Consider the following 17,556-nt stretch of genomic DNA (forward strand, 5'->3'; position numbering starts at 1 on the left):
TCGCTCCCGTCAGTTCAGTTCGAGTTCGTAGTAGAGAGCCTTCGGTCCCTCGCCGCGGCCTTCGTGGCAGTCGAACCCACGCTTTTCGTATACGTGTCGCGCGGCCTCGTCATCCTCGGAGGTATTGAGGTCCATGTAGGTGGCACCCCTGCCGCGCGCGTGCTGGATGACGTCGTCGAGAAAGGTTGTGCCGTAGCCCTTTCCGCGAAGACCGGGCTGGATGTAGAACTCGGCGAGGTAGGTCTCGAGGTCTGCGCTCAGAGTGCCGATCCGAAAGCGCAGTACGGCGACACCGATGGCGGGAGTCCCGAATGTCAGCACGCTGGTGTCGCCGGACTTCACCAGACTGTCGAGATGTGCTGCGAGCCAATCAGGCTCGGGCACGGGATAGTCGTACTCGCGATTGAAGTCGATCAACAGCTTTGCAGCCTCGAACAGGCCGTCGGAGTCTTTTACGTCACGTGTACCGCGGAATGTCGCCATAGCCTTCTCTTGCGTCAGCGGTCCGGTTGAAGGAGATTCTTCGCATCGAGCAGTCCGAGACCGGGATGCATCTCTCGTAGCGCTTTGATGGCGTGGACAGTTCTGCCGGATTCTGCGACCACCGCGTCGACATCCTCGGTGGGTACAGCCTCGGGCCCGATCTTTTCGGGCGTGCTCCGGTCGTCTGGCCGCAGGAGGAACAGAGCGGCTACAGCGAGCACTACTAGCTTCGACCAGTTCCAGACCGAAGGATCGGACACGATGTCGCTGATTGTCGAGAATGCGAGGAAGGCCAGCAACGCGGCAAGCCCGTAACGCTTCCAGGGGCGTTCTTCGGCCTTCATGACTTTCATGGTGTCACCGACGCTCGGTCGAGACAATGCGTCAGCGTCGCAATTCGGTATCGAGTCGAAGCATGAGAACGCTGAACCTCGTTCCCCCGACGGCCGGAGACGGATACCGGCGCAAGACCGATCGTAATGCCGTATCGGCCTGAGAATCGATCCATTCGATCTGCTCCGCAGCAGCTTTGGGATGAGCGAGCACCAGATGCGCGGCAGAACCGAGAATGTGTTTGACCTGATGTGGGCTGTGCAGCGGATGTAGAAAGGCAGCACCGGCCGCGTGCATTGCGGACAGTGCAGCGTCTGTGGCCGCAGATGCCGGCTCCTCGCGGGCAGCTTTGTGTGCTGCCCAGGCGAGTTGGCGGAGTGCCGCCGTGCGTTGGCCGGTTTCGGCAAAAGTCTGGGCACCGTCGATCGCCGCGCGTGGACGCGCGTCGTCAGGTTGGGCCATCTCGTAGATCGGCAATGCCCGTCGTGCGCAGGTAGTTGCGAACGCCGCCACGCGCCGAATGTCGTCGAGGCTCAGCTCTACTTCTGCAGTCCCTGCCACCTCAGGCATCTCGAGTTCGTCTGCGGCTGAGCACGAATCCGAACTTGCCGAGAACGATCCCGGTCATTGCACCGAGTGTTGCGCTTGCAATGGGGACCAGGTAGAGCCACAGCGTCGACAGGCCTCGAGTTCGTCGGTTGAACGAATCGTTCATCGAGTCCACGAATTCGTCGCTCATGGTGACACCTCGCAGAGGCTCATAGCCACCCGAATACACGACCCCACTCGTGTTGGTAGTCATCTCACCGATCGCGTACCAACCCAACGGCACCAATCCGACAATGAATCCGAACAAAAGCAGAACGATCACGAGATTGCGCACTGTCTCAGGCTATGTCCTTGTCAACCGTCGTACACCTCCGTGGTGATGCAAAAGGGGTGTCCGGCAGGGTCGAGGAGAACGCGCCAACGGGGGTCAGGCTGGTCCGCCGCCTCGGTCGCTCCGCATTCGACTGCGTAGGAAACAGATCCCGCGAGGTCCCCTCCCGCGTCCAGGTCGAAGTGCACGATCGAAGTCGACGGCCACACGGGCGGAATGTAGTTAGCTACTTTCTGCGCAACGATGTTCAGGCCTGCCTGCGTCCGTATGCCCGAGCTCGACGGGTTCTCCCACAACAGCTCTCCACCGAGTAGGGCGAGGTAGAAGCGAGCGAGCTCCGCCGGCTCTGCACAGTCGATGGACGTCCCCGCTACAGCGAGGTGTTTTCGCGGCATGTCTGGAGACTACGGGCGATGGTGCGCTCAGTGTCCACAACTCCGCTCGAGAATCTGGAAAGCGCCTCTGAGCACAAATGTTGGACACCGACCGCACCACCCACGGAGCTCTTGACCTCGAGTGCACTCGAGGTTGCAGGGTGGGGTCATGCAAAGGACCTACGACGAGTTGTCGCAACTCATGACACTGATGACGTGCGACGAAAAGCACAGCACCAGTGCCACTTCGACGCTGGATGTGCTGTGGGTGCTGTACTCCGACATATTGCGGCTCGATCCTACGAATCCCGATGACCCGAATCGTGATCGGTTCTATCTGTCCAAGGGGCATGGCCCGATGGCGTACTACGCCGTGCTAGCGGCACGTGGATTCTTGACGCCCACCGAGCTCGCGTCGTTCGGCAGCTACCACTCTCGCTTGGGTAGTCACCCGGATCGCACGCTCATTCCCGGGGTCGATATCGGATCGGGATCGCTCGGTCATGGTTTGGCGCTGGCCGCCGGAACTGCTGTTGCGCTGCGTATTCAGAAGAGAATCGCCCGAGTCTTCGTACTGATCGGCGATGCGGAACTCGACGAGGGCAGCAATATGGAGGCCATCCAATTCGCTGCGCGGTCCGAGTTGGGCAATTTGACCGCCGTGGTGATCGACAACGATTCTGCCGGTCTGGGTTGGCCCGAAGGTATCGCCTCGCGGTTCGCCGTCGAGGGGTGGCTCACCTCTGACGTCGACGGTCGAGACCACAGTGCTCTTCGCCAGGCGTTTCGCGCCGATCACCCAGACCGTCCGCACGTGGTGGTCGCTCACGTCGAAAAGAAGGAGAGCTGATGAGTGCATCGCTGAATCAACGCGAGTACTTCTACAGTCTGGTGCCCCGATTGTTGGCGCAGAACGAGCGAACAGCGTTGGTGCTGGCGGAGATCGGAGTCGGATATCTCGAACCACACCTCACCCCCGATATTCGATCGCGGGTGATCAACGTCGGGATTCGAGAGCAGGCGATGATCGGTGTCGCCGGTGGTCTGGCCCTGGCCGGAATGCGGCCGATCGTGCATACCTTCCCGCCGTTTCTGATCGAGCGACCCTTCGAGCAGGTGAAGCTCGATCTGGGGCACCAGGGCGTCGGTGCCATCCTGGTGAGCTCCGGGGGGTCCTACGGATGGCCGCAGGGCGGCGAGACACATTTCGGTCAGCGAGATGTCGCACTCCTCGACACGCTGGGCGAGTGGACCGTCCACATCCCCGGTCACATAGACGAGGTCGAGTGGATGCTGCACAGCGCGGCGGCCACCGACGATCGCGTGTACATCAGGCTCGACGGGGTGTGCAACGATCGCCCGTACGGACGGTCCGACGGGATGTTCACCGTTCTGCAGCAGGGCAATTCGGGAACCGTCATCTCCGTCGGACCGATGACGGACCGAGTTCTGGCCGCGGCGTCGGGGCGCGACCTGACGGTGCTGCATGCGTCGACGATCAGGCCCTTCGACAGTGCCACTCTACGAGAGACGCTGACGGCGCCGGACATCATGATCGTCGAGCCGTATCTCGCGGGAACGTCTGTGCTGCAGGTCGATCGAGCCTTGGCCGATGTGCGTCATCGGGTGTTGGGAATCGGGGTGGAGCCCGGAGAGCGTCGCAAGTACGGCACAGTGGCCGAACACGATCGGGCCAACGGCCTGGACGTCGAAGGGCTGTCCCGATCGATGGACGACTTCTTCGCGTGATCAGCCCTGACGTCGTTCGTATCTGTTCTTGGCAACGTTGTAGGCGGAGTCCAGTAGTTCCCGAACGTGTGTCTCGGTCTGCGCCGACGGGTTGACCACCGAAAGCCAGCCGGCGGTGCCGTACTGAGGGTGGGCGGCGATGACATCGTCGCTGTCGGCCTGGGGTGCGTGGGCCGCCTCGCGGGGCGGCATTCCCAGAATCCTCTCGAAATCCTGCTTTCCTGCAACGATATTGACGCGGAACGCTTCGGCGCGGTCCAGCCGGGACAACTCGTCGCCCGGATAGTTCTTGGTCACGATGGTTGCGAACGGCTGCGTCGTCGGGATCGTCCCGTCGGGTGAGTAGTAGAAGAACGCATCACCCCAAGCAAGTTCGGGAGTTCCATCACCCTCTCGCGGGCGCTGCGTCACGGTGCCCTCGAAGCTTGCGACCACGTTCACGATGTCATCGAGTGTCATTCACCGATCGTCACATGTTCGACAGCTTGTGCCCAGAGTTCAGCCGACTTTGTCCGTACCCCGCTCGAGTGCAGAGTCAGGCCCTCGCGGTGGAGACAGCGCGACCGATGATCTGTTCGATTCCGTGGATGTCGTCGGAATTTCTTGGTGCATAGAGGAAGACGTAGGTCTCGGGTAGTCGGAGGATCGGGCGTCCGGCCAAGGGGTGCAGTTCGCCCCACCCGGCGGAGATGACGGTCTGGGCGTCGTCCGGCTGCATCACCACGTGCATCGAGCCTTCGCTCTCGTGTACGTGCAGAACTTCGCCCTTCGTTCGCGATATCCACGGCGCGGCAGCATTGATGTCCGAGACGTACAGCGCGTCGCCTCGTCGCTCGAATCGACTGCGCTCCATGTGAAACGGCGATTCCGGTCCGGCGTGTTCGGCGACGGCGGCAGTCAGACGCTCGATCGAAGCAGGGGTACCTCGATCGGTGAGTTGGCGATGAGGAATGGGGTGCGGCGCGATCGCCGGCCGAGTCCCGGGGCGCTGTTCGAGATGCCAGTGCAGGCCAGGACTCGATGTGCCGGCGACCGTCAGTGGATCGCGTCGAGCAAGTGGCCTCAGGGCAGTGGTGATCAGCCAGCCGCCCACGTTCGCGGGAAGGCCGCCCGGCCCCAGTTCCATCCACGCGGCGTAGTCGCTCTTGACGTTGTGCACAGCCCCCCCAGGTCACGTCGCTCAGCGACAACGTAGCCCGGAGGGGCCTGTCGTGGGTAGCTCTACCTCAGGCCGGGCAGCTCACGGTGTAGGTCCAGACGGTGCCGACCGGTCCGGTGACGCGCACCAGAACATTGGTTGCTGCGCCGGGCGGAACTGCCACCACCACCGAGCCGACGCCGGTGCTGCCGCCGACATAGCCGGTGTTGTGGATCAGTGCGCCCTGGTAGAACACCTCGATCTGATCGGGAACGTCGACGGTGTCGTAGCTGAGAACGAACGACGTCGGTCCGGTTCGACCCAACTCGTGCAGGGTCTCCGTCAGGCCCTCTTCGCCCGACAGTGTCGAGGCGTTGCACTGCTGGGTCGCGATACCTCCGTTCGCCGAACCCGTGTCGATCCCGAGGATGTCGCCGGCGATGGCACTTCCGCTGCCGAGAATGCGTACACCGTTGTCGATGATGTTCCCGCCGTCGAGAATCGCGCTGCCACTGTCGACGATGGCGCTGCCGCTGTCGACGATCGGGCCGAGTTCGGGCTGGGCCAGGGCCGACGAGGGCGCGGCCAATGTGAACGCTGCGGCGGTCAGGGCCACCGCCACCGAACGGCGCGCCAGGTTCTTACGAATTCCACTCTTGCTCGACACAATTCCTCCACCGAAAGTATTGGACGGGCTGTCCGTCTCAGCGATGGTGACACAACGGAACCGCGTCGGATATCCCTTGTTCGGATGATCGTTCGGAGCCAAATTGTCTGTGCCCCAAAGGCTTGTGTCGTTCGGTCGACTGAACAACGGGGCCGACCCGGACCGCGTCGTACATCTCGAGATGTACGACGAAATACCCACGCAGACCGATGTGGCGCGGCCTGCCGGTTCGTAACGTTGTCCAGGTCAACGAAACAGCTATATCGGAGGAACCGTCATGCACGCCGTAACACTTCTGTCTCAGCAACCGTCCACCACCGAGCAGGTGCTGGGGTGGGGGTTGGGAACCGTCGTTCTGGTGGCAGTGCTCGGCGCGGTCGTACTGTTCGTTGCTGCGCTGGTCAGCATCATCGGATCGCCGAACTACACCGTCGCCGGTCGCGCAGTGTGGATCTTCGTCGTTCTGGCGTTCCCGTTCCTCGGTCCCCTGGTCTGGTTCGTGTGGGGTCGGAAGTCGACGTTCGCCGTCGATGCCTCCAACGGTCTCAGATGATCGAACCGATCGTGCGCGCCGCGTCGGCGAACTCCCCGGGGTTGGGGCCCGCATAGTTGAGTCGAAGGTACTTTCCGGTTGGTTCGGCGGGGAAGTAGTCGTCGCCGGCCCCGACGATGACGCCCGCCGATTTGCATTCTCGCACAATGCGTTCCAGATCTGCGTCGTCGCTCAGTCGCATCCAGAGATTGAGTCCACCTCGGGGCACCGCGTCGAGATGTCCACGCGGTGCGAACTCGATGAGGCTGTTCGCCAACAAGTCTCGACGCGAAGCCAGCTGAGTACGCAACCGCCGCAGGTGGGTTCGCCAGGCAGGCTGCGTGACCACATCGAGCGCCACGGCTTGCAGAATCCCGCTGACATACATCGATTCGGCTCCCGTATCGGCGAGGATGCGTTCGTGTGCGGGCCCGCGAGCAATCAGGCCTGCCAGGCGAACCGAGGGTGACACCGTCTTGGTGAGTGAGCGAAGGTAGACGACATGCCCGGCGTCGTCCCGTGCGGCCAGCGGACTCGGCTCCGCGGTGATGCCGAAATCGTGGGCCGAGTCGTCCTCGATCAGAAACGCGCCGTGGCGTCGAACAGTGGCGAGGACCTGCTCGGACAATGTGGGCGACCACTGTGCACCGGTGGGGCTGGCGAACGTGGGTTGGGCATAGAACGCCCGAGCGCCGGTGTGCGCGAATGCCCGAGCGAGCGCGTCGGGGTCCGGACCGTCGACGCCGCTGGGTATCGGTACGACGCGGACACCTGCCTGCGTGGCAGCAAGGATCGCGCCCCAGTACGTCGGGGACTCCATGAGCAACGGCCGACCGGCTCCGACGAGCGCCCGAAATGCCGTGCTGAGTCCGGTCTGGCTGCCGGGGATGATGACGACGTCACTGGCCGACGGTGGCGTGATGCCCAACGGTGTCGACGCCCCCAACTCGGCGGCGAACCATGCCCGCAGTTCCGGCAGGCCCGCGGTGGGTGGTCGGTCGATCACCGCGTCGGTGCGGGAGGCGCGAGTGAATGCCGCGTGAACAAGCCTTTCCGGCAACAACTCTCGGGCCGGGTAGCCAGAATGCAGAGCGATCACGTCGCTCGAGGTCGACTGCAGAGCCGCTGGCAGTTGCAGTCGATTGTCCGGCGCTCCCAGAGCCGCAGTCTGCCACCCGTAATCGTTGGGGCGCGCTGTGCGCACCGTCTTGACGAATGTGCCGACGCCAGGCCGGCTTTCGATGACGCCCTGCGCGATGAGCGTGCGGAGAGCCTTCTGAACCGTGACCGGGCTTGCCGAATGTTCGGCGACCAGGGCGCGGGTGGACGGCAGCCGGGCTTCCGGTGGCGCAGTCGCAATCCATATTCTCAGTGCAGACACGATCCGGGAACTGCTATCGTCGGACATGACACAGCATAGTAGCGCTACTCGGTCTGGGGCGGGTCTGCTATCCCGCGCCGGACTGCTCTGGGGCCTGGCAGGCGTCACGGCGTTCTCGTTCACGGTGCCGCTGACCCGCGTCGCCGTCACCGGGGGCCTGTCCCCGCTTTTCGTCGGAACTGGACGCGCTGTAGTCGCCGCCGCATTGGCTGCGGTAGCGCTCGCCGCTACTGGGCAACGGCTCCCTCAGGGGCGGCAGTGGATGCGGCTCGCGGTGATCGCGGCCGGTGTCGTCATCGGCTTCCCGGTGCTCACCTCGTACGCCCTCACCACTGCATCGGCCGGGCACAGCGCCGTTGTCATCGCATTGTTGCCGGCCGCCACCGCCGTCGTCGCTGTTGTCCGCGAACGGCAACCCGTGCGGCCGATGTTCTGGTTGGTCGCAGGCGTGGGCGCTGCCGTCGCAGTCGGATTCGCTGCTCTGCAAGGCGGGCAGTCGACGGGTGTGCAGTGGTCGGATCTGCTGCTGCTCGGAGCAGTGGTGGCCGCGGCGGTGGGATACGCCGAGGGCGGCCTGTTGTCGCGAGAACTAGGCGCGTGGCAGACGGTGTCGTGGGCGCTGGTCGTGTCCGTACCGGTCACCGGCGCATCGGCCGCGTTCGCGTGGTGGCAGCAACCCTCGACAGCCGGTGCGCCCGAGTGGACAGCCTTCGGGTATCTGGCGGTGGTGAGTATGTACCTGGGGTTCTTCGCTTGGTACCGGGGATTGGCGATCGGTCCGATGTCCAGCGTCAGCCAGGTCCAGTTGATCCAACCTGTGCTCACCATCTGCTGGGCCGCGATCATCCTGCGCGAGGGCTTGACCTGGCCGGTGCTCGTGGGTGGAGCGGCGGTCATCGTGTGTGCAACAGTGGCGGTCCGGACCCGGATGTCGCCGACCGTTCGGCAGGAGGAGTTTTCGAAATGACGAAATCGATCGATCAAGCGCGCAAGCTCGAGAACGTGCGGTACGACATTCGTGGACGCATTCTGGACAAGACCGAAGAACTCGAGGAGCAGGGGCACGCGATCCTGCGGCTCAACGTCGGCAATCCTGCCCCGTTCGGTTTCGAGGCACCGGACGAGATCATGATGGCGATGATCCGCAACCTCCCTACCGCACAGGGTTATTCGGACTCCCGGGGCCTGTTCTCTGCCCGCACCGCGGTGGTCCAGTACTACCAGACCAAAGGCCTGACCGATCTCGACGTGGGCGACGTCTACCTCGGCAACGGGGTATCGGAATTGATCACCATGACGATGCAGGCCTTGTGCAACCCTGAAGACGAAATCCTGATCCCGTCGCCCGACTATCCGCTGTGGACGGGCTCGGTGGCTCTCGCCGGGGGCGTACCCGTCCACTATCTGGCCGACGAAAGCCAGGACTGGGCCCCGGACTTCGAGGACCTCGAAGCCAAGATCACCCCCCGCACCCGTGCGATCGTGGTGATCAATCCCAACAACCCCACGGGAGCGGTGTATCCGCGTGAGGCACTGGAGCGATTCGTCGACCTGGCGCGGAAGCACGATCTCATTCTGCTGGCCGACGAGATCTACGAGAAGATCGTCTACGACGGTGCGGAGATGATCAATCTCGCCACTCTGACGGGCAAAGATGTTCTGTGCCTGACCTATTCGGGTCTGTCGAAAGCTTACCGAGTGTGTGGATTTCGTGCCGGGTGGCTGGCGATCACGGGCCCGCGTCGGCGCGCGGCGAGTTTCATCGAGGGCATTACCCTGCTGTCCAATATGCGCATGTGTGCGAATGTCCCGGCGCAGCACGCGATACAGACCGCGCTCGGCGGTCGGCAGTCGATCGAGGATCTCCTACTTCCGGCGGGCAGGCTGACCGCGCAGCGCGATCTGGCGCATCGCATGCTCAACTCCATCGACGGAATCAGCTGCGTGCAGGCAGCGGGTGCGCTGTACATGTTCCCCAAACTCGACACCGAACGCTTCGGCATCGTCGACGACGAGAAATTCGTCCTCGACTTGCTCGAGTCCGAGAAGATTTTGGTCAGCCACGGCCGCGCATTCAATTGGGATGTGCCCGATCACTTCCGACTGGTGACCCTGCCCAACGTGGACGATCTCGCAACGGCGCTCGAGCGGCTGGGCAACTTCATGAGCTCGTACCGGCAGTGAAGATCGGCCCTCACACTCGGGTGAGTTGGACGGTGAGAAAACCGTCACCGATTTGCACCACCGGTGTAGTCGGTCGAAACCTGCCAGGTGATGAGGTGGTTCTACCGAGGAAAGGACCACTGCCATGCCCGATCTCTTCAGTCCGTTCACGCTCAAGGGCGTCACGCTTCGAAACCGCATCGCCATGTCGCCGATGACGATGTACCGCGCCGTCGACGGGAAGATGAACGACTTCCACCTCATGTATCTCGGTGCGCGTGCGGCAGGCGGCTTCGGGATGGTGTTCCCGGAGCAGGTTGCGATCACGCCTGACGGACGCACCACTCCCGGATGCGCCGGGATCTACGACGACGATCAGATCGAGGGTCACGCTCGCGTGACGGCGATGATCAAGCAGATGGGATCGGTTCCGGCGATTCAGCTGGGCCACACCGGACGCAAGGGCAGTGAAGTGCCACCGTGGCAGGGCGGACACCAGCTTCCGGCAGACCATCCCGACGGATGGGAGTGTGTTGCGCCGTCGGCGATTCCCTACGGCGGCGACCACTCGTTCCCCGTCCACGAACTCAGCGTGCCCGAGATCAAGGCGATCCATCAGAGCTACGCCGACGCAGCTGTTCGTGCTGCGGAAGCCGGGTACGAGTGGCTCGAAATGCACTACGCCCATGGTTATCTCGGTGCCAGCTTCTTCTCCCCGCTGGCGAACCAGCGCACCGACCAGTACGGCGGAAGCCTGGAGAACCGGGCACGGTTCCACCTCGAGGCACTCGACGCGGTGCGTGAGGTGTGGCCCGAGAAGTACCCGCTCACCATGCGGTTGGGCTCGGACGACCATCACCCCGACGGGGTTCAGTTCGACGAATCCATGATCGCCATCGGATGGATGAAGGAACACGGCCTGGATATGGCCGATGTCAGCCTCGGCTTCAACACGGACGACATGGTGGACCCGCCGTTCGGCGACATGGGGTTCATGGTCGAGCGCGCCGCGCGGGTCAAGCGTGAGCTGGATATTCCGGTGACGTGCAGCTGGAACCTCGGTGTTCCGGAAAATGCGGACGCCGTGATCCGCGACGGCAAGATCGACGTGGTGTTGCTCGGTCGTCCGGCGCTGGCCAACCCGCACTGGCCGGTGTGGGCTGCACGCGAGCTCGGCCACGGTGACCCGTTCTCGCTGGTGCCCGAGGACTGGAGCTGGTGGTTGAAGAATTTCCGAGGACACGACCCGAGCATCGGATTGCCGCCTGCGAAGGTCGTCGAGGTCGAGGAGGAGCGCAAGATCGCGTAGCCACCGACAAGGAGGGGCCGGACGGCGATCACAGACCACCTGCGGACGGTAGGGTTCCAAGGGCTCGCATCATGAGGAGCCCAGTGGTGTTCTCGTATCGACGCGGAGGTTTGTGATGGCCGGCGGACTCGTAGCCCTGCTCGACGACGTGGCAGCGCTGGCGCGTCTGGCAGCTGCGTCCATCGACGATGTCGGTGCGGCGACAGGCAAGGCGACGGCCAAGGCCGCCGGCGTCGTGATCGACGACGCAGCAGTGACGCCGCAGTACGTTCGCGGTCTCGCAGCCGAACGTGAACTGCCCATCATCAAGCGCATCGCCGTGGGCTCACTGCGCAACAAGCTGCTCATCATTCTGCCGATCGCCTTGTTGCTCAGTCAGTTCCTACCGTGGCTGTTGACGCCGATTCTGATGATCGGCGGCTGCTACCTCAGCTATGAGGCCGCGCACAAGATCTGGGGCGCGCTGTTCGGCCACGGCGACCATCACGCCGCCGCCGAGGACGAGCCGCGCGACGAGGACACCGTTGTCTCCGGCGCAGTGCGCACCGATCTGATTCTGTCCGCCGAGATCATGGTCATCGCGCTGGACACCATTGCTGCAGAGGACTTTTGGAGCCGCCTGATCATCCTGGCGGTTGTCGCCGTGGTCATCACGATCGTCGTGTACGGAGTCGTCGCGCTGATCGTGAAGATGGACGACATCGGTCTCAAACTGGCCGACGGCTCCACCGGATTCGTGGAGAAGTTCGGCCGAGGCCTGGTCAAGGGCATGCCGAAGGTCATGTCGGTGCTCTCGGTCGTCGGCACCGCGGCGATGCTGTGGGTCGGCGGACACATCCTGCTCGTCGGTATCGACGAGCTCGGATTCCATCCGATCTACGAACTCGTGCACCACGGCGAGGATGCCGTACGAGGCGTGGCCGGCATCGGCGGAGTGCTGGCGTGGATCGTCAACACCCTCGCGTCCGCGATCATCGGCGCGATCGTGGGCGGCATCATCGTCGCTGCGCAGCTGGGGATCTCGAAGGTACTCGCCAAGCGGGCTGCCGCGAAGTAGTGGCCGCTTTCCTTACCGATGAATGAGCTCGAGCACCCGTTGCTCGGATACGCAGACATCGGCGAGCGATGCCGTCAACTGGTCCCATGCGCGTTGAACGCGAAGTTCGTCGCGGCGCAGGCGTTTCTGGGCAGCAGCCAGTCTGCGGCGCTCGGCTCGAAGCACATGCAACTCGCGATCGTGCCGGGCGATGAACAGGTACGTGTGCGGATCGAACGGATACATGCCAACTCCTATGGTGTCGTGGGGAATCCGTGCATCAGAACCATGACGTGTTCGCGCTCCCCCGAGGTCGCGGCTTCCCCATGTCGACGCCACCTGTCCACGACGGCACGTAATTCCACGTCCATCTCGGCGGTTTCGCTCGCGGTCAGTCGCAGGACGTTGTCGGTGCTGAAGGCAGCCGATACCCACTCCGGACCCCACGATTCGGATGTTCGATCGAAGTTGCGCAGACGCGACCACTGGTGTGCCAACCAGGAGTCCTTGGATGCTTTCGCAACCTGTAGCGATTCGGGTGAGTCCGCAAAGTCGTTCTCGGACCAGCTGAACCCGTTCTCGTTGGCCTCCGACCACCAGCGCTGACGTTTGTCCGATCCGTTCTCGACCTCCTTCACGAACCCGTGCTCGGCGAGTTTCCGCAGGTGATAGCTCACCGAGGCGGGTGACTCGTCCACCAGATCGCCGAGCTGGGTCGCTGTCATCGACTTGTTGGCGCGCAACGCATAGAGCAGTCGCAGCCGGATGGGATGCGTCAGCGCCTTCAGCTCGGACATGTCCGTCAGCTTCCGTGGCGTCCGATCCTGAGGTGGTGGGGTCATACGACAACCATAACCCGAAAGAAATATTTCGCAATAGTTCTTTCGGAACTTACTGCTGTATAGGTAGGTGTTGTCTGCGGAACTACGCCGACGGCGACAGCATCAACAGTGTCGCCCCGATGCCGACGATGATCGGAGCGGGCACTATCCACCACGACCATCGTCGATCCTGGCCGATGACGTGGAGAACCCGGATGGCCCAGATCAGGCCGATGATCAGCAGTGCCACGGTTGCAATCAGTGCGACGAGCAACCGGTCAGGTCCTGTCAGCTCGCCGTACGGGGACGGCCACCAACTTCTGGACAGACAGACCCAGGCGGCGACGACGCTTGTGGTGAATGTCAATAGGATCGGGCCTGGTGGTTTGGCGGGCTTTCGTGGTGCATTGGATGCCGCGATGGTCCGGTCGATCAAGGCTCTGAGAATGGTGAAGGTCCCTACTCTGCGGAGGCCGTGGCGGTTTCAGGGTCTCATGGCCGCCGCGCTTTCGGAACTAACTGCTGTGCACGGTCACGGCGTATCCGTCCGGGTCGGACAGGACTAAGGTCTTACCGAATGGGCCGTCGAAGGGTGCTGTCAGGATGGGCACGCCGGCGGCGACCAGTGACTCGTGCAGCGCCTCGGCGTCGTCGCAGGAGAGCCACAGGGCTACCCCCAGTCCCGCCTGTCCGCTGTCGAGATCGGTTCCGGGAGTTGGGTTTCGGACGGCGAACGGGATGGGTGAGGTTGTGAACACCACCGCTCCGGGGGGTGCCTGGGGAGCGCGGACCAGACCGAGCCGGCTCTTGTAGAAGTCTGCGCTGACGGCGAGGTCGCGTACTTGCAGAGAGAGGAAGCTCGGTCCGGAAACGGTAGCCGTGGTCATGTGGGGTCCTTTCGAGATGGTCGTCAAGTTCTTGACGGTTGGAATGTATGTCAAGATGTTGACATGAGTCAAGTGGACCTCGACACCTCGATCGGTTACGCCCTCAAGCGGGCAACCTCCGCCCTGCGTTCGGCGATGGACGACCGCCTCCGCGAACTCGACATCACGGTCTCGCAGTATTCGAGCCTCGAACTCCTCGCACACAAGCCGGGGCTGTCCAACGCAGAGCTCGCCCGCGCGGTGTTCGTCAGCCGGCAGGCAACCCATCAGCTGCTGGCCGGGCTGACGCGCGATGGCTTGGTGGAGATCGAAGGCACCGGTCGAGACCAACGCCTGCACGTGACGGCTCGGGGAATCGAACGCCTACGACAAGCGTCGGCCGCCGTCGCAGACGTGGAACGCACCATGATCGAATCGCTCTCCGCGCAGGAGCGGGAAGTGCTGCATCGCAATCTTGTTGCGTGCGCGGAGGCATTGGGCGGCCACCCGCACGCGTGACCTCACTCGATCGAGTCGAGGAACTCCAGCATCGCCGTGTTGAATTCGTTCGACCGGTCCATGTTCGCGGCGTGGCCGCATTTTTCCAGCACTACCGATCGACCGTGTGAGTTGCCTACGACGGACTCGGAAGCGTTTGCAGCAGGCCAGAACTGACTCTCACGCCCGGCGACCATCAGGTACGGCCGATCCGTTGCTTCGATGGTCGCGCGCCAATCCCGGGCAGCATGGTCGGCGAGCAGAGCCTTCATCGGCGGGGTATCGGGCGACGCCATCTTCGGAACCGCGCGTAGCGCGAGCACGAGCTTCAGGAGCGACGGCACGGACTTCCACTTGGACAGTCCGTGTCCGGTATCGGGTATTCCGTTGTCGAAGAACGTCGTTCGGTTGTCCTCGGTGAGACCGTAGAAGCCGTTCTTCCAGTCGGAGCTGTTCACCATCTTCGGCGTCTGATCCACCGATACGACGGCTCGTACGTGCTCGGTGCCGAATTGCGAGATGTACGACCAGATGGTGCTCGCCCCCATGGAGCCGCCGATCAAGACGGCCTCGTCGACGCCCACCTCGGACAGGAAGTTCGCCACGTCGCGTCCGTGTCGCTCCATGGACGCACCGTGGGTCGGTGCCTCCGAGGCACCGTGTCCTCGTCGATCGAGCGCCAGAACGCGATATCCTCCGTCCACCAACGCTTTCTGCTGCAGCGCCCAGGTCGTCGCGGGCGCGCAGAAACCGGCAATGAGCACCACGGCCGGGCCCGTGCCCTCGTCCAGATAGTTCAGGGTGACAGCATCATCGGTGGCGATGGTCGGCATAGTCGACACTCCCTCAGGCGAAGGTGGCGTGCATTTCCCAGATCATGATTTCGCTCGCGGTCGATGCTGTCACACGGTGTCCGCCGGTGGAGGTCAGTCGCACCGCGTCACCCTGGGCGAGATCGCCGATGTCCTCGAACATCGCCGAACCGTCGGCGACGAAGACGTGACCGAACGGCGCGTCGGGAACGGTGATGGACTGTCCGGGCGCGAGCCGCGCAACGTGCAGTGCCGCAAAGCGATTGCCGATGTGTATTCCACTTCTGCTCGGCATTCCCGATGCCACACAGACCAGCTCGCCGGATGCCAACTCGTCGCGCACGTCCAGTTCGTCGTACGAGGGCACCCGTCCGTCGGCATCCGGCGGGATCCACATCTGTACGACGCGTAGCTTGTCGCGGCTGGTCAGGCTCGACGCGTTGCGTTCGGTGTGGCGAATGCCGGTGCCCGCACTCATGCGTTGAATCAGACCGGGGCGGATCAGTCCGGAATTGCCCTCGGAATCGGTGTGCGCGAGCGTGCCCTCGAGTACCCACGTGAGGATCTCCATGTTCCGGTGCTCGTGCGAATCGAAGCCCTCACCGGGAAAGACGGTGTCCTCGTTGTGCACCATCAGCAGGCCGTGCGCGTTCGCAGCCAGGTCGTAGTTGCCGGTGGCGGGGAAGGACTGTTTGGAGTCGAGCCATTCGTTCCACCAGTGATGCCGCTGCTCGCTGGGAATGTGGGTGAGGGTCACGACGCGTGGTTCCGCATTGCCGAGAAAGTGCGGGTGAGGGCCGCGAGATCCTCTGGGTTCACCAGGTCGAACATGTTCTCCCGTACCGCTGCGGCGTGCCCTGGACTGGCCTCGGCGAGGGTGCTGAGGCCGGACTCGGTGAGCTCGGCGGACATGCCCCGCTTGTCGTCGTCGCATTTGACGCGTCGAACCCAACCGCACTCGACCAACCGGCTGATGGCCCTCGTCACGCCGCTTCGAGTGGTGGTGACGGCGTCGGCGAGTTCGCTCATGCGGCGTCGGCGATCGGGCGCTTCGGAGAGCACCACCAGCAACTCGAAGTCGGTGAACGAGATACCGGAGTCGCGCGTGAGCTGGTTGTCGAGATCGCGAAGCAGCAGCCGAGTCGCGTCGAGGTATGCGCGCCAGGCCGACTGTTCGTCCTGGCTGAGCCACCGTGGAGATTCCATGGGTCCATATTAGTTGACAACGCAACTACTCGGTGTACTGTCGTGGTAGTTGACGAAGCAACTACTTGACCCGAAGGGTAGAGCGATGACCGAGACAGATCAGCACACCATCGAGCGTGACCGCATCCGTGCCCAGCACATGAAGCCTGCAGGCGAGCGGCCCGCGTCGTCGGCCAGGGGACTGCATCACACCGCTTTGGTCAGCAGCGACGTCGAAGCCACGGTTCGCTTCTACCAGGATCTCCTTGAGTTCCCGCTCACCGAACTCATCGAGAACCGTGACTACCCAGGCTCCTCGCACTTCTTCTTCGATATCGGCAACAGCAACCTGCTGGCGTTCTTCGACTTTCCCGGACTCGACGTCGGACCGTATGCAGAGGTGCTCGGCGGCCTCCACCACGTGGCGATCAGCGTCGAGCCCACCAGGTGGGAACACCTGCGTACCAAGCTGATCGACGCCGGAGTGGAACTGATCGAGCACAGCGATGTCTCGCTGTACTTCCGCGACCCCGACGGTGCGCGTCTCGAACTGATCGCCGATCCACTCGGTGAGATGTACGGCTCGCACGTTCTCTGACCCCCCATACTTCGAGATTCGAGGCAATGACATGACCTCTGCAGCAACCACACTCGACGTCCGACGGGCCGACGACCGATTCAAGACCAAGATCGGCTGGCTCGACTCCAAGCACTCCTTCTCCTTCGGCAATCACTTCGATCGTGGCAACACCCACCACGGTGTCTTGATGGTCAACAACGACGACATCGTCACCCCCGGGCAGGGATTCGACACCCACCCACACCGTGACATGGAGATCGTGACCTGGGTACTGCAAGGATCGCTGGTGCACCAGGATTCGATGGGCCACTCCGGCGTCATCTATCCCGGCCTCGCGCAGCGCATGAGTGCAGGCACAGGAATTCTGCACTCGGAGAAGAACGACTCGTGGCGACTCGGTGAAACCGCCGGCTCGTACTCGGGCAAGCACGGCGATCCCGTTCGATTCGTCCAGATGTGGGTTGTGCCCGACGAACAGGGCATCACCCCGGGCTACGAGCAGCTCGAAATCGACAGCGAATTGCTCAGTGGCGGGCTGGTTCCGGTGGCGTCAGGGATGGCGCGCCACGCCGATCACGCGGCGATCCGAATCAAGAACAAGTACGCCGCGATGCACGCTGCACGTCTGCAGCCAGGACAAGCCCCGGTCGACGTTCCCGACGCGCCGTTCGTGCACATCTTCGTAGCCGAGGGTGGGCGGATTCGAGCGGTGGTCGCAACGGGCCTGATCATTAGGGATGTTTGCGATG

At 63.2% G+C, this 17,556-nt stretch carries 26 protein-coding genes; 10 read left to right on the top strand and 16 right to left on the bottom strand.

All coding sequences use genetic code 11. From position 1 onward, the window contains the following. Positions 1-9 precede the first annotated feature (9 nt). The 5 genes from QM590_RS19280 to QM590_RS19300 all read right to left on the bottom strand — a co-directional run bounded on the left by QM590_RS19280 (position 10) and on the right by QM590_RS19300 (position 2,091). Complete coding sequence (locus QM590_RS19280) at positions 10-483, bottom strand: GNAT family N-acetyltransferase (RefSeq protein ID WP_269596033.1); 474 nt, start codon at positions 481-483, stop codon at positions 10-12. Between the two features lie 14 nt (positions 484-497). Further along, complete coding sequence (locus QM590_RS19285; RefSeq protein WP_269596032.1) at positions 498-836, bottom strand: hypothetical protein; 339 nt, start codon at positions 834-836, stop codon at positions 498-500. Positions 837-867: 31 nt separating this feature from the next. Further along, complete coding sequence (locus QM590_RS19290) at positions 868-1,386, bottom strand: putative immunity protein (protein ID WP_269596031.1); 519 nt, start codon at positions 1,384-1,386, stop codon at positions 868-870. After that, complete coding sequence (locus tag QM590_RS19295; RefSeq protein WP_269596030.1) at positions 1,379-1,555, bottom strand: hypothetical protein; 177 nt, start codon at positions 1,553-1,555, stop codon at positions 1,379-1,381. The genes QM590_RS19290 and QM590_RS19295 overlap by 8 nt, the downstream gene beginning before the upstream one ends. Before the next feature lie 164 nt (positions 1,556-1,719). Next, entirely contained in the window at positions 1,720-2,091 is a 372-nt protein-coding gene (locus tag QM590_RS19300; protein ID WP_269596029.1) for a VOC family protein, read from the bottom strand. A gap of 148 nt (positions 2,092-2,239) precedes the next feature. Between QM590_RS19300 and QM590_RS19305 the strand changes: the two genes are divergently transcribed. Both QM590_RS19305 and QM590_RS19310 read left to right on the top strand, forming a co-directional pair. Further along, a complete protein-coding gene (locus QM590_RS19305; protein WP_269596028.1) occupies positions 2,240-2,920 on the top strand; it encodes a thiamine pyrophosphate-binding protein in 681 nt (226 codons plus the stop codon). Beyond that, the gene (locus QM590_RS19310) at positions 2,920-3,819 is read left to right on the top strand and encodes a transketolase family protein (protein WP_269596027.1); all 900 of its coding nucleotides are present in this window, start codon (positions 2,920-2,922) and stop codon (positions 3,817-3,819) included. The genes QM590_RS19305 and QM590_RS19310 overlap by 1 nt, the downstream gene beginning before the upstream one ends. Here the strand turns inward: QM590_RS19310 and QM590_RS19315 are convergent, their stop codons facing one another. The 3 genes from QM590_RS19315 to QM590_RS19325 form a co-directional block, all read right to left on the bottom strand. Beyond that, the gene (locus tag QM590_RS19315) at positions 3,820-4,278 is read right to left on the bottom strand and encodes a DUF6194 family protein (RefSeq protein ID WP_269596026.1); all 459 of its coding nucleotides are present in this window, start codon (positions 4,276-4,278) and stop codon (positions 3,820-3,822) included. It abuts the gene before it with no gap. A 76-nt stretch (positions 4,279-4,354) separates the two neighbouring features. Beyond that, positions 4,355-4,978 carry a luciferase domain-containing protein gene (locus QM590_RS19320; RefSeq protein WP_269596025.1) on the bottom strand — a complete coding sequence of 208 codons (624 nt, stop codon included), beginning with the start codon at positions 4,976-4,978 and terminating at the stop codon, positions 4,355-4,357. Between the two features lie 67 nt (positions 4,979-5,045). Further along, a complete protein-coding gene (locus QM590_RS19325) occupies positions 5,046-5,624 on the bottom strand; it encodes a hypothetical protein (RefSeq protein WP_269596024.1) in 579 nt (192 codons plus the stop codon). Between the two features lie 277 nt (positions 5,625-5,901). Between QM590_RS19325 and QM590_RS19330 the strand changes: the two genes are divergently transcribed. After that, positions 5,902-6,177 carry a PLD nuclease N-terminal domain-containing protein gene (locus QM590_RS19330; protein WP_269596023.1) on the top strand — a complete coding sequence of 92 codons (276 nt, stop codon included), beginning with the start codon at positions 5,902-5,904 and terminating at the stop codon, positions 6,175-6,177. Here QM590_RS19330 and QM590_RS19335 read toward each other — a convergent pair. Continuing rightward, positions 6,170-7,564, bottom strand: a complete 1,395-nt coding sequence (locus QM590_RS19335; RefSeq protein ID WP_269596022.1) for an aminotransferase-like domain-containing protein — start codon at positions 7,562-7,564, stop codon at positions 6,170-6,172. The genes QM590_RS19330 and QM590_RS19335 overlap by 8 nt on opposite strands. On the opposite strand from QM590_RS19335, the gene QM590_RS19340 reads away from it, so the two are divergent. The 4 genes from QM590_RS19340 (at position 7,563) to QM590_RS19355 (ending at position 12,066) form a co-directional block, all read left to right on the top strand. Then, positions 7,563-8,504 (top strand): DMT family transporter, encoded by a 942-nt coding sequence (locus QM590_RS19340; protein ID WP_269596021.1) that lies wholly within the window; start codon positions 7,563-7,565, stop codon positions 8,502-8,504. The genes QM590_RS19335 and QM590_RS19340 overlap by 2 nt on opposite strands. Further along, positions 8,501-9,721 (top strand): pyridoxal phosphate-dependent aminotransferase, encoded by a 1,221-nt coding sequence (locus tag QM590_RS19345; protein ID WP_149406755.1) that lies wholly within the window; start codon positions 8,501-8,503, stop codon positions 9,719-9,721. The genes QM590_RS19340 and QM590_RS19345 overlap by 4 nt, the downstream gene beginning before the upstream one ends. Before the next feature lie 124 nt (positions 9,722-9,845). Further along, complete coding sequence (locus QM590_RS19350; RefSeq protein ID WP_269596020.1) at positions 9,846-11,009, top strand: NADH:flavin oxidoreductase/NADH oxidase; 1,164 nt, start codon at positions 9,846-9,848, stop codon at positions 11,007-11,009. 115 nt (positions 11,010-11,124) lie between these two features. Then, positions 11,125-12,066 (top strand): DUF808 domain-containing protein, encoded by a 942-nt coding sequence (locus QM590_RS19355; RefSeq protein ID WP_269596019.1) that lies wholly within the window; start codon positions 11,125-11,127, stop codon positions 12,064-12,066. Positions 12,067-12,078: 12 nt separating this feature from the next. On the opposite strand, the gene QM590_RS19360 is transcribed toward QM590_RS19355, so the two are convergent. The 4 genes from QM590_RS19360 to QM590_RS19375 all read right to left on the bottom strand — a co-directional run bounded on the left by QM590_RS19360 (position 12,079) and on the right by QM590_RS19375 (position 13,753). After that, complete coding sequence (locus QM590_RS19360) at positions 12,079-12,291, bottom strand: hypothetical protein (RefSeq protein WP_269596018.1); 213 nt, start codon at positions 12,289-12,291, stop codon at positions 12,079-12,081. 8 nt (positions 12,292-12,299) lie between these two features. Continuing rightward, on the bottom strand, positions 12,300-12,842 hold the full coding sequence (locus QM590_RS19365) for a helix-turn-helix domain-containing protein (protein ID WP_269596017.1): 543 nt from the start codon (positions 12,840-12,842) through the stop codon (positions 12,300-12,302). Between the two features lie 127 nt (positions 12,843-12,969). Continuing rightward, positions 12,970-13,233 (bottom strand): hypothetical protein, encoded by a 264-nt coding sequence (locus tag QM590_RS19370; RefSeq protein ID WP_149406759.1) that lies wholly within the window; start codon positions 13,231-13,233, stop codon positions 12,970-12,972. A gap of 148 nt (positions 13,234-13,381) precedes the next feature. Next, positions 13,382-13,753, bottom strand: a complete 372-nt coding sequence (locus QM590_RS19375; RefSeq protein ID WP_269596016.1) for a VOC family protein — start codon at positions 13,751-13,753, stop codon at positions 13,382-13,384. Between the two features lie 63 nt (positions 13,754-13,816). On the opposite strand from QM590_RS19375, the gene QM590_RS19380 reads away from it, so the two are divergent. Continuing rightward, positions 13,817-14,251 (top strand): MarR family winged helix-turn-helix transcriptional regulator, encoded by a 435-nt coding sequence (locus QM590_RS19380; RefSeq protein ID WP_269596015.1) that lies wholly within the window; start codon positions 13,817-13,819, stop codon positions 14,249-14,251. 2 nt (positions 14,252-14,253) lie between these two features. Here QM590_RS19380 and QM590_RS19385 read toward each other — a convergent pair whose 3' ends face one another. Genes QM590_RS19385 through QM590_RS19395 form a run of 3 tightly spaced genes read right to left on the bottom strand, consistent with a single transcriptional unit; the run spans position 14,254 to position 16,248 of the window. Then, positions 14,254-15,063 (bottom strand): alpha/beta fold hydrolase, encoded by an 810-nt coding sequence (locus QM590_RS19385; protein ID WP_269596014.1) that lies wholly within the window; start codon positions 15,061-15,063, stop codon positions 14,254-14,256. A 13-nt stretch (positions 15,064-15,076) separates the two neighbouring features. Next, entirely contained in the window at positions 15,077-15,799 is a 723-nt protein-coding gene (locus QM590_RS19390; protein WP_269596013.1) for a pirin family protein, read from the bottom strand. Then, positions 15,796-16,248 carry a MarR family winged helix-turn-helix transcriptional regulator gene (locus QM590_RS19395; protein WP_094669507.1) on the bottom strand — a complete coding sequence of 151 codons (453 nt, stop codon included), beginning with the start codon at positions 16,246-16,248 and terminating at the stop codon, positions 15,796-15,798. The genes QM590_RS19390 and QM590_RS19395 overlap by 4 nt, the downstream gene beginning before the upstream one ends. Positions 16,249-16,333: 85 nt before the next feature. On the opposite strand from QM590_RS19395, the gene QM590_RS19400 reads away from it, so the two are divergent. Next, the gene (locus QM590_RS19400) at positions 16,334-16,825 is read left to right on the top strand and encodes a VOC family protein (protein WP_149406763.1); all 492 of its coding nucleotides are present in this window, start codon (positions 16,334-16,336) and stop codon (positions 16,823-16,825) included. A 31-nt stretch (positions 16,826-16,856) separates the two neighbouring features. After that, a partial coding sequence (locus QM590_RS19405; RefSeq protein WP_269596011.1) for a pirin family protein occupies positions 16,857-17,556 on the top strand: 700 nt, incomplete at its 3' end.

Origin of the sequence: Rhodococcus sp. IEGM 1372 (assembly GCF_030056835.1) — a bacterium.
Taxonomy (GTDB): Bacteria; Actinomycetota; Actinomycetes; order Mycobacteriales; family Mycobacteriaceae; genus Rhodococcoides.

Coding starts and splice junctions, on each gene's coding strand:
- QM590_RS19280 (WP_269596033.1), bottom strand. CDS start 483: ATGGCGACATTCCGCGGTACACGTGACGTAAAAGACTCCGACGGCCTG.
- QM590_RS19285 (WP_269596032.1), bottom strand. CDS start 836: ATGAAAGTCATGAAGGCCGAAGAACGCCCCTGGAAGCGTTACGGGCTT.
- QM590_RS19290 (WP_269596031.1), bottom strand. CDS start 1,386: ATGCCTGAGGTGGCAGGGACTGCAGAAGTAGAGCTGAGCCTCGACGAC.
- QM590_RS19295 (WP_269596030.1), bottom strand. CDS start 1,555: ATGAGCGACGAATTCGTGGACTCGATGAACGATTCGTTCAACCGACGA.
- QM590_RS19300 (WP_269596029.1), bottom strand. CDS start 2,091: ATGCCGCGAAAACACCTCGCTGTAGCGGGGACGTCCATCGACTGTGCA.
- QM590_RS19305 (WP_269596028.1), top strand. CDS start 2,240: ATGCAAAGGACCTACGACGAGTTGTCGCAACTCATGACACTGATGACG.
- QM590_RS19310 (WP_269596027.1), top strand. CDS start 2,920: ATGAGTGCATCGCTGAATCAACGCGAGTACTTCTACAGTCTGGTGCCC.
- QM590_RS19315 (WP_269596026.1), bottom strand. CDS start 4,278: ATGACACTCGATGACATCGTGAACGTGGTCGCAAGCTTCGAGGGCACC.
- QM590_RS19330 (WP_269596023.1), top strand. CDS start 5,902: ATGCACGCCGTAACACTTCTGTCTCAGCAACCGTCCACCACCGAGCAG.
- QM590_RS19340 (WP_269596021.1), top strand. CDS start 7,563: ATGACACAGCATAGTAGCGCTACTCGGTCTGGGGCGGGTCTGCTATCC.
- QM590_RS19335 (WP_269596022.1), bottom strand. CDS start 7,564: ATGTCCGACGATAGCAGTTCCCGGATCGTGTCTGCACTGAGAATATGG.
- QM590_RS19345 (WP_149406755.1), top strand. CDS start 8,501: ATGACGAAATCGATCGATCAAGCGCGCAAGCTCGAGAACGTGCGGTAC.
- QM590_RS19350 (WP_269596020.1), top strand. CDS start 9,846: ATGCCCGATCTCTTCAGTCCGTTCACGCTCAAGGGCGTCACGCTTCGA.
- QM590_RS19355 (WP_269596019.1), top strand. CDS start 11,125: ATGGCCGGCGGACTCGTAGCCCTGCTCGACGACGTGGCAGCGCTGGCG.
- QM590_RS19360 (WP_269596018.1), bottom strand. CDS start 12,291: ATGTATCCGTTCGATCCGCACACGTACCTGTTCATCGCCCGGCACGAT.
- QM590_RS19365 (WP_269596017.1), bottom strand. CDS start 12,842: ATGTCCGAGCTGAAGGCGCTGACGCATCCCATCCGGCTGCGACTGCTC.
- QM590_RS19375 (WP_269596016.1), bottom strand. CDS start 13,753: ATGACCACGGCTACCGTTTCCGGACCGAGCTTCCTCTCTCTGCAAGTA.
- QM590_RS19380 (WP_269596015.1), top strand. CDS start 13,817: ATGAGTCAAGTGGACCTCGACACCTCGATCGGTTACGCCCTCAAGCGG.
- QM590_RS19385 (WP_269596014.1), bottom strand. CDS start 15,063: ATGCCGACCATCGCCACCGATGATGCTGTCACCCTGAACTATCTGGAC.
- QM590_RS19395 (WP_094669507.1), bottom strand. CDS start 16,248: ATGGAATCTCCACGGTGGCTCAGCCAGGACGAACAGTCGGCCTGGCGC.
- QM590_RS19400 (WP_149406763.1), top strand. CDS start 16,334: ATGACCGAGACAGATCAGCACACCATCGAGCGTGACCGCATCCGTGCC.